Origin of the sequence: Pseudomonas sp. WMBT8 (assembly GCF_050916005.1) — a bacterium.
GTDB lineage: Bacteria > Pseudomonadota > Gammaproteobacteria > Pseudomonadales > Pseudomonadaceae > Aquipseudomonas.
On sequence record NZ_CP188096.1, the window covers coordinates 4,514,369 to 4,529,725 of the forward strand.

Genomic DNA, 15,357 nt, shown 5'->3' on the forward strand with positions numbered 1-15,357 from the left:
GGACCTGCCTGCCGACAGCCATCATGTCGCAGGTACCGGCCTTTGGTAACTGTCAGTGACGGGCGCACGCCAGAAACGACGCTGGCTGCGTGCCATGATCGGCGCCTCGAAAGCCCCCAGGCGCAGGCGCACGGCGCCCTGCTCGGCGCTGTCATAAATGGTGCTGTGAAAATGCTGGTAGCGTGCCAGCACTTGCGGGTGCGGATGGCCAAAGCTATTGCCGCGCCCCCGAGAGATCAGCACCGCCTTGGGGGCCAATTGCTGGACAAACGGCCATGACGAAGAACTGCGGCTGCCATGATGGGGCACTTGCAACCAATCCGTGGCGACCGCCAGGGGTGTGGCCAACAAGGCGCGCTCGGCCTCGCGGTCGATATCGCCGGTCAGCAGCAACCGTTCGCCATTGGCCTGGACCTGCAGCACGCACGACTTCGCGTTGCCGTTGCTGGCATCCGCCCATTGCCACAGCTCAAACGCCACGCCGTCCCACTCCCATTGCTCACCGCTGACACAGGCCTGGGTATCGAGAAATGCCGGCAGGCCCTGGGTTTCCCCGCCCACCACGCGCTTGACCGGCAACCCGCGCGCGATCGCCGCAGCGCCTCCGGCATGATCGGCGTCGGCATGGCTGAGCAGCATCAAGTCCAACTGGCCAACCCCCAGCTTGCGCAGAGCCGGCAGAACCACGCGCTCACCGAGATCGAAGTCCCCCACCCGTGGCCCGGCGTCATACAACAGCACGTGGTTGCGGGTGCGCAACACGATCGACAAGCCCTGGCCGACATCCAGTTGCTCCACCGCCACCTGGCCCAACGGGATCGACTCACGGGGCGGGAACACCGCCAGCAGCAACAAAGGCCACCCCAGCAGGCGAAAGGGAATGCCCTTGGGCATCAATAACAGCACGGCGCCCAGCACACTGAGCAACCAGTAGCCCACGGGCACCTCGGCCGGCAGCCACGCCGGTATGTGCCCGGCCAGCAAGGTCAGGGCGCTGAACAGCCAATCCAGCGCGCCACCCGCCAACCACAGCAGGCCACTGCCCAGCCACGGCACTGCCAGCAACAACGTGCCCGCCAGCGCCAACGGCAGCACCAGCAGGCTGATCCACGGCACGGCAAACAGATTGGCCAGCGGCGCACTCAAGCTGATCGGCAAGCCGAGTATCAATAGCAGCGGAAACAGCCCGATAGCGATCAGCCACTGGGCACGGCTCCAGGCCTGCCACGCCCGCCAGGGCCCCAGACGGCCGCTGAAGGCCAGCAGCAACACGGCCACGGCGGCAAATGACAACCAGAAACCCGGTTGCAGGCTGGCCAGGGGTTCAAGGATCAATACTGCATTGAGTGCCAGCAGCAGGGGCCACCAGATCCCCAGATGGCGAAACCGCAGGCGCCACAGCAACACCAGCCCCACCATCACACAGGCCCGCTGCACCGGCACGGCAAAACCGGCGAGCACGCCATAGGCCAGCGCCGCGGCGAATGCCAGGCCACAGGCCCAGGGCAGCCAGGGCAAGCGCCTGGGCCAGCAACCGTAACGGGCCAGGCCGGCCACCAGCGCATAGATCAGCCCCGACAACAGGCCGATATGCTGGCCAGAGATGACCAACAGATGCACGGTGCCGGTGTCCTGCAAGATGCGCCAATCCTCGGAGGCCAAACCGGAGCCGTCGCCCAGTACCAAGGCGGCCAGCCCGGCTGCGCGTCCCTGGGCATCCTCCGCCAATAACTGCTGGCGGATCCCATCGCGCCAGGCATGTCGGGCAGGCGCCAGGCGCTGGCCATCCTTGACCGACCCGGTCGCCCCCACACGCTGGGCCAATAGCCAGGCCTCCTGGTCGAAACCATGGAAATTCAGCAGGCCGGACGGGCGCTTGAGAGTGACAGCCAAACGCCAGCGCTCCCCGCTGCGCACTGGCGGGCCGCCCTGCCAACTCAGCCGGATGCGCTGGGGCAGCCGGTCCTGGCGTGACCGGCTGTCGCTTAGCTCGAAGCGCACCAGCCCATTGGCCTGCTGCGGTAGCCCACTGACACGCCCCTCGAGCCAACGGGTCTGGCCGTCCAGCGCGGGCACGAGCCGCTCGTCCAGTGCTCGTTGCGCGCTGAAACAAGCCCACGCCAGGCCCAACAGGAAAAGCGCCAGCGGATAAGTACGAAATGGCAGCAGCATCAACGCCACCACCAACATGACCAGCAACCAACCGACCGGCGGCAAGGCAGGCAGCAGGCGCAACGCCAGCAGCCCCAACGCCAGCGCAAACATCCCTGTGCGCATGGATCATTCCTTTAAAGTGACCCATCGAGTGTTAGCCGAGTGGTTCAAGGCGAACTATGATTTTTTGTCACAAAGTCTGAATTTCCCGTTCGTAGAATACGGGCATACTTGCCCCTCGAACTGACCTGGACCCCTTATGCCACGGCGCTTATTCAAACGGTACATGCCCGATCCGACCAGCATTCGGGAACACAAGTCCTTACGCTTTCTCGGCACGCTGCTCCATGACCCCAACCTCTGGCACCTCAATCGGCACTCGGTTGCCCGGGCCATGGCTGTCGGCCTGTTTGCCGCATTCATTCCCATTCCCTTGCAGATGCTGTTGGCCGCCGTCCTCGCCATCTCCGTGCGCGGCAATATGCCCATCGCCGTGAGCCTGGTGTGGCTGACCAACCCGATTACCATGCCCGTGGTGTTTTTCTGCACCTATATGACCGGCACCTGGCTGATGAACATCCCGCCGCGCACCCTGCCCGATGAACTGACGTGGGAATGGATCAGCGGGCAACTGTCGACCATGTGGCAGCCGTTCCTGCTGGGCTCGGTGGTGATGGGCCTGGTATTGGGCGCGCTGGCGTACTGCCTGACCATGGTGTACTGGCGGTGGTGGGTGGGTCATCAGTGGAAAAAGCGCCAGCAGCGTAATCGGTAGTAGCCAAGGGGCCTTGCTGGCGCCAGCGCCGCGATGCAGCAACCCGACAAGCCAGCGCCTTGCCCCCTCAAGCATCTTTTGCAAGATTCCAAGCCCCTCATATGGCTACACTGCGCAGGTGGCGCAGGCCGGATGCCTGCGTAGAATCTCGACATCAGTGTGGTAGCAGGAGAGTGGCGTGCTAAGAAGAATGGGGATAAAAGGCCGCGTACTGTTGCTGACCTTGTTGCCTACCAGCCTGATGGCATTGCTTTTGGGCGGTTATTTCACCTGGATGCAGCTCTCGGACCTGCAAACCCAATTGCTCAATCGCGGCGAGATGATCGCCGAACAGCTGGCGCCGCTGGTGGCACCGGCATTGGGCAACAAGAACACCGATCTGCTGGAACGCATCGCCACCCAGTCCCTGGAACAAGTCGATGTACGGGCCGTGTCCTTCCTGGCGCCCGACCGCACGCCCCTGGCCCATGCCGGCCCGACCATGCTCAACCAACCGCCCATCGGCAACAGCTCGCACCTGTTGCAACGCACCGGTAATGACGCCACCCGCTACCTGCTGCCCGTGTTCGGCCGTCATCGCAACCTCGCTGGCGAGCTGATCCCCGACGAAGCCGATCGCCTGCTGGGCTGGGTCGAGCTGGAACTGTCCCATAACGGCATGCTGTTGCGCGGCTATCGCAGCCTGTTCGCCAGCCTGATGTTGATCGCCATCGGCCTGATCTGCACCGCCGCCCTGGCCTTGCGCATCAGCCGCACGATCAACTCGCCCATCGGCCAGATCAAACAAGCGGTGGCGCAGCTCAAGGATGGCAACCTGGAAACCCGCTTGCCGCCCCTGGGCAGCCAGGAGCTGGATCAGTTGGCGTCCGGCATCAACCGCATGGCCGAAACCCTGCAAAACGCCCAGGAAGAACTGCAACACAGCATCGACCAGGCCACCGAAGACGTGCGCCAGAACCTGGAAACCATCGAGATCCAGAACATCGAGCTGGACCTGGCCCGCAAGGAAGCCCTGGAGGCCAGCCGCATCAAGTCGGAGTTCCTGGCCAACATGAGCCATGAAATACGCACGCCGCTCAATGGCATCCTCGGTTTCACCCACCTGTTGCAGAAAAGCGAGCTGTCGCCCCGCCAGCTGGATTACCTGGGCACCATCGAAAAGTCCGCCGACAACCTGCTGGGCATCATCAACGAAATTCTCGACTTCTCGAAAATCGAAGCCGGCAAGCTGGTGCTCGACAATATCCCGTTCAACCTGCGCGACCTGCTGCAAGACACCCTGACCATCCTCGCCCCGGCCGCCCACGCCAAACAGCTGGAGCTGGTGAGCCTGGTCTACCGCGATACGCCGCTATCGCTGGTGGGCGACCCGCTGCGTCTCAAGCAGATCCTCACCAACCTGGTCAGCAACGCCATCAAGTTCACCCGCGAAGGCACCATCGTCGCCCGCGCCATGCTCGAAGACGAACAGGAAGACAGCGTGCAACTGCGCATCAGCGTGCAGGACACCGGCATCGGCCTGTCGAACCAGGATGTGCGCGCCCTGTTCCAGGCCTTCAGCCAGGCCGATAACTCGCTGTCGCGCCAGCCCGGTGGCACTGGGTTGGGCCTGGTGATCTCCAAGCGCCTGATCGAGCAGATGGGCGGTGAAATTGGCGTCGACAGCACGCCGGGCCAGGGTTCGGAGTTCTGGATCAGCCTCAACCTGCCCAAGACCCGCGACGATATCGAAGACCTGCCCGCCCCGCCGCTGCTGGGCCGGCGCGTGGCGGTGCTGGAGAATCACGAACTGGCGCGCCAGGCCCTGCAACACCAGCTGGAAGACTGCGGCCTGGAGGTCACGCCGTTCAACAGCCTGGAGAACCTGACCAACGGCATTACCAGCGCACACCAGACCGAACAGGCGATCGACCTGGCCGTACTGGGCATCACCGCCAACGACATTCCGCCGGAGCGCCTCAACCAACACCTGTGGGACCTCGAACACCTGGGCTGCAAAGTGCTGGTGTTGTGCCCGACCACCGAGCAGATGCTCTTCAACCTGTCGGTGCCCAACCCCAATAGTCAGTTGCAGGCCAAGCCGGCCTGCACCCGCAAATTGCGCCGGGCGCTGTCCGACCTGATCAGCCCGCGGCCGTTGCGCAGCGAACCGGGCGAGCCGCTGTCCAGCCGCGCGCCACGGGTACTGTGTGTCGACGACAACCCGGCCAACCTGTTGCTGGTACAAACCCTGCTCGAAGACATGGGCGCCAAGGTGCAGGCCGTAGAAAGCGGCTATACCGCCATCGAGGCGGTGAAAAAAGAAGCCTTCGACCTGGTGCTGATGGACGTGCAGATGCCCGGTATGGACGGCCGCCAGAGTACCGAGGCGATTCGCCAGTGGGAAAGCGAGCGCCACGGCACGCCGCTGCCTATCGTCGCGCTGACAGCCCATGCCATGGCCAATGAAAAGCGCGCCCTGCTGCAAAGCGGCATGGATGACTACCTGACCAAACCCATCAGCGAACGGCAACTGGCCCAGGTGGTGCTCAAATGGACCGGCCTGGCCCTGCGCAACCAAGGCCCGGAGCGCGCCGTCGAAGGCCACGGCCCCGCCGCGCAACTGCCGGTGCTGGACCATGAGGAAGGCCTGCGCCTGGCGGCCGGCAAGGCTGACTTGGCCGCCGATATGCTGGCCATGCTGCTGGCGTCCCTGGAGGCCGACCGTGAGGCGGTCTGCGTTGCCCGCGAAGCCAACGACAATAACGCACTGATCGAACGGGTCCACCGCCTGCACGGCGCCACCCGCTACTGCGGCGTGCCGCAATTGCGTGCAGCCTGCCAACGCGCCGAAACCCTGCTCAAGCAGGATGACGCCAAAGCCATGGCCGCCCTCGATGAGCTGGACCTGGCCATTGCCCGCCTGGCCAGCGAGGCCCGCGTCAACGCCTGATGCAGAGCAACACGCCCAACGCCAATCACGGGCAACATCTCCTGTAGGCGCCGGTACGCCGGTGTCTACAGGATTTGTGTCACCACACGCTATTTTGCAGGGAGCCTTTTGATGCGCATCATCCTCTTCAGCAGCCAGACCTACGACCGCGACAGCTTTCTCGCCCAATCCTTGCCCGCAGGCATGGAGCTGCAATTCCAACCGGCGCGCCTGAACCTCGACACCGTGGCCCTGGCCGACAAGCACGAAGTGGTCTGTGCGTTTATCAACGACGACCTCAGCGCCCCGGTGCTCGAACACCTGGCCGCCGGCGGTACGCAACTGATCGCCCTGCGCTCGGCCGGCTACAACCATGTGGACCTGGCCGCCGCCAAGCGCCTGGGCCTGACCATCGTGCGCGTACCGGCTTACTCGCCCCACGCGGTGGCCGAACATGCCGTGGCCCTGGTGCTGGCCCTCAACCGCCGCCTGCACCGCGCCTACAACCGCACCCGCGACGGCGACTTCAGCCTGCACGGCCTGACCGGCTTCGACCTGGTGGGCAAGACCGTGGGCGTGGTGGGCACCGGGCAGATCGGTGCGACCTTTGCCAAGATCATGGCTGGCTTTGGCTGCACCTTGCTGGCGTACGACCCCTATCCCAATCCGCAGGTCGAAGCCCTTGGCGCGTGCTATGTCAGCCTGCCCCAACTGCTGGCCGAGGCGCAGATCATCAGCCTGCACTGCCCGCTGACCGCCGACAGCAAGCACCTGATCAATGCCCAATCCCTGGCCCATATGCAGCCGGGGGCGATGTTGATCAATACCGGGCGTGGTGGCCTGGTGGATACCCCGGCGCTGATCGAGGCGCTCAAGGACGGGCAATTGGGCTACCTGGGCCTGGATGTGTACGAAGAAGAAGCCCAGCTGTTTTTTGAGGACCGCTCGGACCTGCCCTTGCAGGACGATGTACTGGCGCGCCTGCTGACTTTCCCCAACGTGATCATCACCGCGCACCAGGCATTCCTCACGCGCGAGGCGCTGGCGGCGATTGCCGGGACCACCCTGGCCAATATCCAGGCCTGGGCCAACGGCCAGCCACAAAACCTGGTGCACGGATGATCAACGGTCACATACCGCGCGCATGGTAAACAGACGAGCGTGATAGGATGCCGCGCCTATTTGGAGGATCCATGGCCGAACACGATTTCCGCTTCAGTTTGCTGAGCCCACAACACACCCTGATCGAATGCCGCGCCCTGGTGCCGGGTCGTTACCAAGTCACCGGCAATGGTGGCTCGATCAAGCATGGCGATGTGCTGATCGTCACCTTGCGCGGCAGCAAGACCCTGTCGATGCGCCTGACCGTCGAAGGCGATGCGCGCTACTCCATCCGCCCGGCCGGACAATGGGTGGCCATGGCGCAGGGGCCGAAGTTCGGCGAACTGGAAATTCACACCTGGAAGGTCAATTGCGACAGCTGCGACGCCGTGCTGGAGTTTGAGTTCTCGGTAGAAACCAAACTTACCAAGGAACCGCTGCAACCGGCCGCCACTGCGCGCATTGCCGAGTTGGGCTGGGCCACCGTCGGCGACAAGCACCGTTGCCCGAAATGCCAGCAGGCCGCGCCATGAAGAGCCTGCTGATGGTCGCAGCGCTGGGCGCAGGCCTTGCCGGCTGTGCCAGCGATGAGGTCAAGCTCAAGCAGGATCACAGCTATATCGTCGAATGGATCGGCGAACGGCCCCTGATGGACTACGCCCACCTGACCGTGACCCTCGGAGCCGATGGCCGGGCCTATGGCAATGGCGGCTGCAACCACTGGTTCGCACCCTACAGCCTGGATGGTGACAAACTCAGCTTTGGCAAGATCGGCAGCACCCGCAAGCTGTGTGCCGAAGCCCTGATGGAGCAGGAGCAGCGCTTCTTCAAGGCCCTGCAAACCGTGCAACGCTGGGACATCTCGCCCATCGAGCAGACCCGTTTCTGGCCTGCCGAAGGCAAGCCACTGCGCTTGTGGCTGGAAGAAGGCTGACCACCCAGCAGGAGCCGGCTTGCCGGCTCCTACAAGGGGTTTAGCCGCGCAGCTCCTTGAGTTTGGCCAATACCCCCGCCGCCGTCTGCTCGCCCAACATCTGTGCCCGCACCTTGCCCTTGTCATCGATGATGTAGGTCACCGGCAACGCTTCGCTGCGCGGGATATCAAAAATCGCCTCGGGGTTCTGCGCCAGTACGGTGAACTTGATGCCCAGCTTCTCGCTGGCGCTCTTGAGCTCTTCACCCTGCACATTGTCGAAGTTGACGCCGAACACACTGACCGGCTGGCCCTTGAGTTGCTCGGCCAGGGCGTTGAGTTCGGGGATCTCGATGCGGCACGGGCCACACCATTCGGCCCAGTAATTGATCACCAACCATTGTTTGTCGACGCGCTCGGACGCGACTTTCTGGCCGTATTGGTCAACGCCATAATCATTGCCGCAGCCGCTGAGCAGGAGTGTGGTGATAACTGCCAGTGCGCCTATCAGTCGCCGTGTCATGGGGTAATCCTTAGCAAAAATGAACGTGGGCTGCGGCCGATCGCCTCTTACGGTTTAAGGACACGCCGCAGCGCGGGTAGAATACCCGCCACCTTACGCAAGATGCGACCCGCACATGACCGATCTGACGCTTTATCACAACCCGCGCTGCTCGAAATCCCGCGGTGCGCTCGAACTGCTGCAAGCCCGTGGCCTCACGCCCAACGTGGTGCGTTACCTGGAAACCCCGCTGGACGCCGCGCAGCTTGAAGCCCTGCTCGGCAAGCTGGGGATCGGCGCCCGGCAATTGCTGCGCACCGGCGAAGACGAATACAAGACCCTCAACCTGGCCGACGCCAGCCTCAGCGAGGCGCAGTTGATTGCCGCCATCGCCGCCCATCCCAAGTTGATGGAGCGGCCGATCCTGGCCACCGCCGACAAGGCCGTGATTGGCCGTCCGCCGGAAAACGTCCTGGAGCTTCTGCCGTGAGCGCGCCCTACATCCTGGTGTTGTATTACAGCCGCAACGGCTCGGTCAGCGAAATGGCCCGGCAAATTGCCCGGGGCATCGAGCAAGGCGGCCTGGAAGCACGCCTGCGCACTGTGCCGGCGATTTCCAGCGAATGCGAGGCCGTCGCCCCGAGCATCCCCGCCGAAGGCGCACTCTACGCCAGCCTCGACGACCTGAAGAACTGCGCGGGCCTGGCCCTAGGCAGCCCGACGCGTTTTGGCAACATGGCCGCGCCGCTGAAGTACTTTCTCGACGGCACCAGCAACCTGTGGCTGACCGGCGCCCTCGTCGGCAAGCCGGCCGGGGTCTTCACCTCGACCGCCAGCCTGCATGGCGGCCAGGAAACCACCTTGATGTCCATGCTGCTGCCGTTGCTGCACCACGGCATGCTGATCACCGGCCTGCCCTACAGCGAACAGGCCTTGCTCGACACCCAGGGCGGCGGCACGCCCTACGGCGCCAGCCACCATTCCGGCGCTGACGGCAAACGCGCCCTGGACCCCCATGAAATCGCCCTGTGCCGCGCCCTGGGCCTACGCCTGGCGAAAACTGCGGCGAAACTGGAGAGTGGCCGTGGCCAAGAAGCCTAAAGTCCTGCCGGCCCAGGCCTGGCTGGAACCCCGGGTCAAAGTGGCACGGGCCTTGAGCCTGCTGGCGTTCCTGGGCCTGGTGGGGTTGCTCTGCGTGTACTACCTGCTGGTCGCCGACCTGCATGGCGCGCGGCCCTGGGTGATCTTGCTGATCGAACTGGTGCCGTTGCTGATCCTCGCGCCGGGCATGCTCATGGGCAGTGCGCGTGGGCATTCGTGGATGTGCTTTGTGGTGAATCTGTATTTCATCAAGGGCGCCCTGGCGGCCTATGACCCGAACCGCCAGTGGTTTGGCGTGCTGGAGATGCTGGCGAGCCTGGCGGTGTTCTGCACGGCGCTGCTGTATGTGCGCTGGCGGTTCCAGTTGAATCGGCGGTTGGCGGGGGAAGGTCAGCCAGCCTGAGGGGTATGTGGGGCCAGTCAGGCCCCCATCGCAGGCAAGCCAGCTCCCACAGGGGAATGCATTCCAAATGTGGGAGCTACGGTGGTGCGACGATCCGACTTGCCTGCGATGGCAGCACCGCGGTCTCAATGGTTGACGGTAAACGCCAGCATCATCGACAACTGGCACATCGGCCGCCCGCTCTCGGCGTGCCATTGGTTGAACGCCGCCTGCACCGTCGCCAGGTCCCGCAGGCTGGTGGGGGCCTTGTCGACAATCTCCTGCGCATTCAGCGCCGCGACTACGTCGTAGCTCGGCACAAACGTGTCCTTGCCCACCATGCGCAAAAAGCGCGGCGCCGACAGCCCGCCCAACTGGTGGCCGTGCTTGCTCAGGTATTTCCACAAGCCGACGATATCGGTCACCGGCCAGTCGGCGATCAACGCCGCGAAGCTGCCCTTCTCCTGCTCGACATCGAGGATCATCTGCGCATTGCGCGGCACGCTCTTGAGCTTGCCCAGGTGGCGGATGATCCGCGTGTCCTGCATCAGCCGCTCAAGGTGCTCGGCGCCCATCAACACGACTTTCTCGGGATCAAAGCCGAAGAACACTTGCTCGAACGCCGGCCACTTGGCGTCCACTACACTGTGCTTGAGCCCGGCGCGAAACACCCGCAGCGACAGGGTCGACAGGTAGCGGTCATCGCTGATCTGGCGCAATTGCGCCGGCGTCTTGGGCACAGGCAGGTGGGCTTCGAGCTCGGCCGCCGAACCAAAGCGGTTCAGACAGTATTCGTGCAGCCATTTGTAATCGCGCATGCCCTCTCCTACGGGTTGAAATGAAAACGGCGCCTATGAGCGCCGTCTGTCAGAGCCTGGAAAAGACTCAGAGGTTCACAATGTTGACGAAGCGCGAAGCGGCGGTCTCGTCGATGCGCAGGCTGGTGAAGTCGAACAGGTTGCGGTCGGCCAGTTGCGACGGGATCACGTTCTGCAAGCTGCGGAAGATGCTTTCGGTGCGCCCCGGCGTCTTGCGCTCCCACTCCTGGAGCATGTCCTTGACCACCTGGCGCTGCAGGTTCTCCTGGGAGCCACAGAGGTTGCAGGGGATGATCGGGAATTGCTTGAAGTCGGAGTAGGCCTGGATGTCCTTCTCGTTGCAATACGCCAGCGGGCGGATCACCACGTTGCGGCCGTCGTCGGCGCGCAGCTTGGGCGGCATGGCCTTGAGGGAGCCGTTGAAGAACATGTTGAGAAAGAACGTCTCGACGATGTCGTCGCGGTGATGACCCAGGGCCATCTTGGTTGCGCCAATTTCATCGGCAAAGGTGTACAGGGTGCCACGGCGCAGGCGCGAGCACAGCGAGCAGGTGGTCTTGCCTTCCGGGATCAGTTCCTTGACCACCGAATAGGTGTCTTTCTCGACGATGTGGTACTCGATGCCCAGGGTCTTGAGGTAGGCCGGCAGCACGTCCTCGGGGAACCCGGGCTGCTTCTGGTCCATGTTGACGGCAACGATGTCGAACTTGATCGGCGCGACCTTCTGCAGGTGCATCAGCACGTCCAGCATGGTGTAGCTGTCCTTGCCGCCGGACAGGCAGACCATGACCTTGTCGCCCTCCTCGATCATGTTGAAGTCAGCGACAGCCTCACCGGCCAGGCGCCGCAGGCGTTTTTGCAGTTTGTTCTGATTGACGGTAAGGGTGCCCATGGCGCTTGGATCCGCGAAAAAGGTGTGTGACGAAAAGCCGGGCATTTTAGCGGTATGGAGCACCGAGTTCCAATGTGGGACGGGCTTGCTCCCGATAGCGGCAGTCTAGCCACTGTTGCTGGTAACTGACCCACCGCCATCGCAGGCAAGCCAGCTCCTACACTTGATCTGTGGTGGGGCCAAAATTCTCTGCCCCAGTGAGATCCCCTGTGGGAGCGGGCTTGCCCGCGATAGCGGCAGTCCAGCCACTGTTTCTGGCAACTCACCCACCGCCATCGCAGGCAAGCCAGCTCCTACACTTGATCTGTGGTGGGGCCAAAATTCTCTGCCCCAGTGAGATCCCCTGTGGGAGCGGGCTTGCCCGCGATAGCGGCAGTCTAGCCACTGTTTCTGGTAACTGACCCGCCGCCATCGCAGGCAAGCCAGCTCCTACACTTGATCTGTGGTGGAGCCAAAATTCTCTGCCCCAGTGAGATCCCCTGTGGGAGCGGGCTTGCCCGCGATAGCGGCAGTCCAGCCACTGTTTCTGGCAACTGACCCACCGCCATCGCAGGCAAGCCAGCTCCTACACTTGATCTGTGGTGGGGCCAAAATCCTCTGCCCCAGTGAGATCCCCTGTGGGAGCGGGCTTGCCCGCGATAGCGGCAGTCCAGTCACTGTTTCTGGTAACTGACCCACCGCCATCGCAGGCAAGCCAGCTCCTACACTTGATCTGTGGTGGGGCCAAAATTCTCTGCCCCAGTGAGATCCCCTGTGGGAGCGGGCTTGCCCGCGATAGCGGCAGTCCAGCCACTGTTTCTGGTAACTGACCCACCGCCATCGCAGGCAAGCCAGCTCCTACACTTGATCTGTGGTGGGGCCAAAATTCTCTGCCCCAGTGAGATCCCCTGTGGGAGCGGGCTTGCCCGCGATAGCGGCAGTCCAGCCACTGTCTCTGGCAACTGGCCCACCGCCATCACAGGCAAGCCAGCTCCCACAGGAGGCTGTATTCCACGTCACAGACCCAGGCGCGATTAAGCCCAGTGTTTACAGCGCAATTTGCTCTAAAGCCCCACACTTTTTCCGGTCATCACTTCCTATACTGCGACATAAGGTCGCACATGTATCCAGACCTTTCAGGCCACTTGGCCGGCGGGCGCTCCGCTTGGGGGGCGATGGTAATAACGACAGGAGTGACTGGCATGATCCATCACGTCGTGGGGCTTTTCACCCATCCCGACCAGGAATGGCGGGAAATTCGTGGCGATAAAGAAGAAAGCATCGGCCACATGTACCTCACTCACACGCTGATTCTTGCGGCGATCCCCGCCGTATCAGCCTTTATCGGCACCACCCAGGTCGGCTGGGTCATCGGCAATCGCTCCCCGGTCATGCTGACCCAGGAAAGTGCATTGTGGATGACTATCATGTCGTACCTGGCGATGCTCGGCGGCGTTGCGGTGATGGGCGCCTTCATTCACTGGATGGCGCGCACCTACGACGCCAATCCGAGCATGGCGCGCTGCGTCGCGTTCGCCACCTATACCGCGACGCCACTGTTTATCGGCGGGCTGGCGGCGCTGTATCCGCATATGTGGCTGGGCATGGTCGTGGGCACGGCCGCCATCTGCTACACGGTGTACCTGCTGTACGTGGGATTGCCGACCTTCATGAGCATCGACCCGGACGAAGGCTTCCTGTTTTCCAGCTCGGTACTGGCCGTAGGCCTGGTGGTACTGGTGGCGATCATGGCGTTTACCGTGATTGTCTGGGGCCTGGGCGTGGGGCCGATCTACACCAACTAGCCGTCTTACCAGCGCAGGAACAGCCACCGCAAGGTGGCTTTGTGCGTTATGCATGACCATTCGGCGCCTGACAGATTCGGAAACACCCGTGGATGCGGCATACTGGGCGTCTCTGGAGATATGTACAGCATGCCCGAGCAACTCAATACCCGCGTCGAAGATTGTTTCCTACAAGCCGAATCCTTTTTCAAACGAAGTTTCAAACGCCCCCAGGTCAGCCTCAAGCTGCGTGGGCAGAAAGCCGGTGTCGCGCATTTGCACGAGAACCTGCTGCGCTTCAACCCCCAGTTGTACCGAGAAAACAGCCAACACTTCCTCAAACAGACGGTGGCCCACGAAGTGGCGCACTTGATCGCCCACCAGTTGTTTGGCGAGCGCATCCAGCCCCATGGCGAGGAATGGCAACTGATCATGCGCGGGGTCTACGAACTGCCGCCTGATCGCTGCCATACCTATGAGATTCAGCGCCGGCGGGTGACCCGCTATATCTACCGGTGCCCGTGTGCCGACAGTGACTTCCCGTTCTCGGCCCAGCGCCATGGGCTGGTGAACCAGGGCCGGCGGTATTTGTGCCGGCGCTGTCGGGAGACGTTGGTGTTTACTGGGGAGACGCGGGTGGAGTGAGGTTTTTGGGGGCCTGTTTGGGCCCCTTCGCGGGCAAGCCCGCTCCCACATTTTGATTTGTGAATACATTCAGAATGTGGGAGCGGGCTTGCCCCCGATGGGGCCCGAACAGCCACTACCCCACCACCCTGGCACCCCGCAGCTCGGCTATCCGCTGAGTGCTCAAACCCAACTCCCCCAGCACCTCATCACTGTGCGCCCCCACCGCAGCGCCAATATGCCTCGGCTGCGGCACGCCCTCGGAAAACTTCAGCGGGCACGCCATCTGCGCCTGGAACGAGCCATCCCCACGGGGCACCAGGCTCACCAGCGCCCGAGCCTGCAACTGCGGATGCTCCAGGGCTTCGCCAAGGCTGAGCACCGGCTCCACGCAAGCATCGACCCCGGCAAACAACGCACACAGTTCCTCAAAACTGTGTCGCTCAAACTCAATCTGCAATGCCTGCTTGAGTGCCTTCTGCTGCTCGGGCTTGGGTGACAGGCCCTGGGCCGCCAATTCCGGGCGCCCCAGCGCGCCACACAGTTGCTGCATAAACCCCGGCTCCAGGCTGCCCACCGACAGCCAGCGCCCGTCCCGCGAGCGGTAGTAATCGTAGAAGCTGCCGCCATTGAGTACCTGGTCTTCGCGCCCAGGCTCCACGCCACAGGCCAGGTAGGCCGCGCCGGCCATGGCGTTGAGGCTGAAGGCGCAGTCGGTCATGCTCACGTCCAGGTACTGGCCCAGCCCACTGTGCTGGCGCGCAATCACTGCCGCCAGCAGGCCGACCACGGCATGCAACGAGCCGCCGCCCACATCCGCCAATTGCACGCCCAGGGGCACTGGGCCGCTGTCCTGGCGCCCGGTGTAGCTGGCGACGCCAGACAGGGCCAGGTAGTTGATGTCATGGCCGGCGCGGTCCTTGTAGGGGCCGGTCTGACCATAGCCGGTGATGGACACATAGATCAGCTTCGGGTTGAGCGCCTTCAACGCCTCATACCCCAAGCCCAGGCGCTCCATGACTCCGGGGCGGAATTGCTCCAGCACAATGTCGTACTCCGCCACCAATTGCCGCACGATCTCCAGCGCCTCGGGCTGCTTGAGGTCCAGGGCCAGGCTGCGCTTGTTGCGGTTGAGGTAGGCATGACTGGCCGACACGCCACGGTCGTGGGGCGGCAACACCCGCAGCAGGTCCATGCGCGTGGGGGATTCGATGCGCAGCACCTCGGCGCCCATGTCCGCCAACAGCAGCGAGGCAAAAGGCCCCGGCAGCAAGGTCGAGAAATCCAGCACTTTAAGGGACGCCAAGGGGCCTGACATGGGAGCTCCGATTCCAGTTCGATGGGGCACAGAGTAGTCAGCCTTGGGCAACAGCGGCAATTACCGTAAGCATCATCGACAGTGACCGTTGTGCTCGTGCGCC

The 15,357-nt window shown here is 63.2% G+C and carries 15 protein-coding genes; 10 read left to right on the forward strand and 5 right to left on the reverse strand.

What is annotated here, in order from left to right; all coding sequences use genetic code 11:
* Positions 1 to 21: 21 nt before the first annotated feature.
* Positions 22 to 2,277, reverse strand: coding sequence for a DNA internalization-related competence protein ComEC/Rec2 (locus ACO77H_RS20445; protein ID WP_432754502.1), 2,256 nt, complete (start codon positions 2,275 to 2,277; stop codon positions 22 to 24).
* A gap of 136 nt (positions 2,278 to 2,413) precedes the next feature.
* Here ACO77H_RS20445 and ACO77H_RS20450 point away from each other — a divergent pair, with 136 nt between their 5' ends.
* The 5 genes from ACO77H_RS20450 to ACO77H_RS20470 all read left to right on the forward strand — a co-directional run bounded on the left by ACO77H_RS20450 (position 2,414) and on the right by ACO77H_RS20470 (position 7,875).
* Positions 2,414 to 2,929, forward strand: a complete 516-nt coding sequence (locus ACO77H_RS20450) for a DUF2062 domain-containing protein (protein WP_169955198.1) — start codon at positions 2,414 to 2,416, stop codon at positions 2,927 to 2,929.
* Positions 2,930 to 3,107: 178 nt separating this feature from the next.
* Positions 3,108 to 5,861 (forward strand): response regulator, encoded by a 2,754-nt coding sequence (locus ACO77H_RS20455; protein ID WP_169955197.1) that lies wholly within the window; start codon positions 3,108 to 3,110, stop codon positions 5,859 to 5,861.
* Positions 5,862 to 5,972: 111 nt separating this feature from the next.
* Positions 5,973 to 6,962, forward strand: a complete 990-nt coding sequence (locus tag ACO77H_RS20460) for a 2-hydroxyacid dehydrogenase (RefSeq protein ID WP_432754503.1) — start codon at positions 5,973 to 5,975, stop codon at positions 6,960 to 6,962.
* A 71-nt stretch (positions 6,963 to 7,033) separates the two neighbouring features.
* Positions 7,034 to 7,474 (forward strand): hypothetical protein, encoded by a 441-nt coding sequence (locus tag ACO77H_RS20465; protein ID WP_169955195.1) that lies wholly within the window; start codon positions 7,034 to 7,036, stop codon positions 7,472 to 7,474.
* Positions 7,471 to 7,875 carry an META domain-containing protein gene (locus tag ACO77H_RS20470; RefSeq protein ID WP_169955194.1) on the forward strand — a complete coding sequence of 135 codons (405 nt, stop codon included), beginning with the start codon at positions 7,471 to 7,473 and terminating at the stop codon, positions 7,873 to 7,875. Before ACO77H_RS20465 ends, ACO77H_RS20470 begins: the two co-directional genes overlap by 4 nt.
* Before the next feature lie 40 nt (positions 7,876 to 7,915).
* On the opposite strand, the gene ACO77H_RS20475 is transcribed toward ACO77H_RS20470, so the two are convergent.
* On the reverse strand, positions 7,916 to 8,377 hold the full coding sequence (locus tag ACO77H_RS20475) for a TlpA disulfide reductase family protein (RefSeq protein ID WP_057439622.1): 462 nt from the start codon (positions 8,375 to 8,377) through the stop codon (positions 7,916 to 7,918).
* A 115-nt stretch (positions 8,378 to 8,492) separates the two neighbouring features.
* Between ACO77H_RS20475 and arsC the strand changes: the two genes are divergently transcribed.
* Genes arsC through ACO77H_RS20490 form a run of 3 tightly spaced genes read left to right on the forward strand, consistent with a single transcriptional unit; the run spans position 8,493 to position 9,860 of the window.
* Complete coding sequence (gene arsC / locus ACO77H_RS20480) at positions 8,493 to 8,846, forward strand: arsenate reductase (glutaredoxin) (protein WP_432754504.1); 354 nt, start codon at positions 8,493 to 8,495, stop codon at positions 8,844 to 8,846.
* Positions 8,843 to 9,457, forward strand: a complete 615-nt coding sequence (gene wrbA / locus ACO77H_RS20485; RefSeq protein ID WP_169955192.1) for an NAD(P)H:quinone oxidoreductase — start codon at positions 8,843 to 8,845, stop codon at positions 9,455 to 9,457. Before arsC ends, wrbA begins: the two co-directional genes overlap by 4 nt.
* The gene (locus tag ACO77H_RS20490; RefSeq protein WP_038442506.1) at positions 9,441 to 9,860 is read left to right on the forward strand and encodes a DUF2069 domain-containing protein; all 420 of its coding nucleotides are present in this window, start codon (positions 9,441 to 9,443) and stop codon (positions 9,858 to 9,860) included. Before wrbA ends, ACO77H_RS20490 begins: the two co-directional genes overlap by 17 nt.
* 125 nt (positions 9,861 to 9,985) lie before the next feature.
* Here the strand turns inward: ACO77H_RS20490 and ACO77H_RS20495 are convergent, their stop codons facing one another.
* Together ACO77H_RS20495 and ttcA are read right to left on the reverse strand one after the other, a co-directional pair.
* The gene (locus tag ACO77H_RS20495; protein ID WP_057960415.1) at positions 9,986 to 10,657 is read right to left on the reverse strand and encodes a DNA-3-methyladenine glycosylase I; all 672 of its coding nucleotides are present in this window, start codon (positions 10,655 to 10,657) and stop codon (positions 9,986 to 9,988) included.
* Positions 10,658 to 10,724: 67 nt separating this feature from the next.
* Positions 10,725 to 11,549, reverse strand: coding sequence for a tRNA 2-thiocytidine(32) synthetase TtcA (gene ttcA / locus ACO77H_RS20500; RefSeq protein WP_029299748.1), 825 nt, complete (start codon positions 11,547 to 11,549; stop codon positions 10,725 to 10,727).
* A gap of 1,181 nt (positions 11,550 to 12,730) precedes the next feature.
* Here ttcA and ACO77H_RS20505 point away from each other — a divergent pair.
* Both ACO77H_RS20505 and ACO77H_RS20510 read left to right on the forward strand, forming a co-directional pair.
* Positions 12,731 to 13,333, forward strand: coding sequence for a Yip1 family protein (locus tag ACO77H_RS20505; RefSeq protein WP_057439628.1), 603 nt, complete (start codon positions 12,731 to 12,733; stop codon positions 13,331 to 13,333).
* Between the two features lie 129 nt (positions 13,334 to 13,462).
* Positions 13,463 to 13,957: a SprT family zinc-dependent metalloprotease gene (locus tag ACO77H_RS20510; protein WP_169955190.1), complete on the forward strand. Its 495-nt coding sequence runs from the start codon at positions 13,463 to 13,465 to the stop codon at positions 13,955 to 13,957.
* 115 nt (positions 13,958 to 14,072) lie between these two features.
* Here the strand turns inward: ACO77H_RS20510 and ACO77H_RS20515 are convergent, their stop codons facing one another.
* On the reverse strand, positions 14,073 to 15,254 hold the full coding sequence (locus ACO77H_RS20515) for a CaiB/BaiF CoA transferase family protein (RefSeq protein WP_432754505.1): 1,182 nt from the start codon (positions 15,252 to 15,254) through the stop codon (positions 14,073 to 14,075).
* Positions 15,255 to 15,357 lie beyond the last annotated feature (103 nt).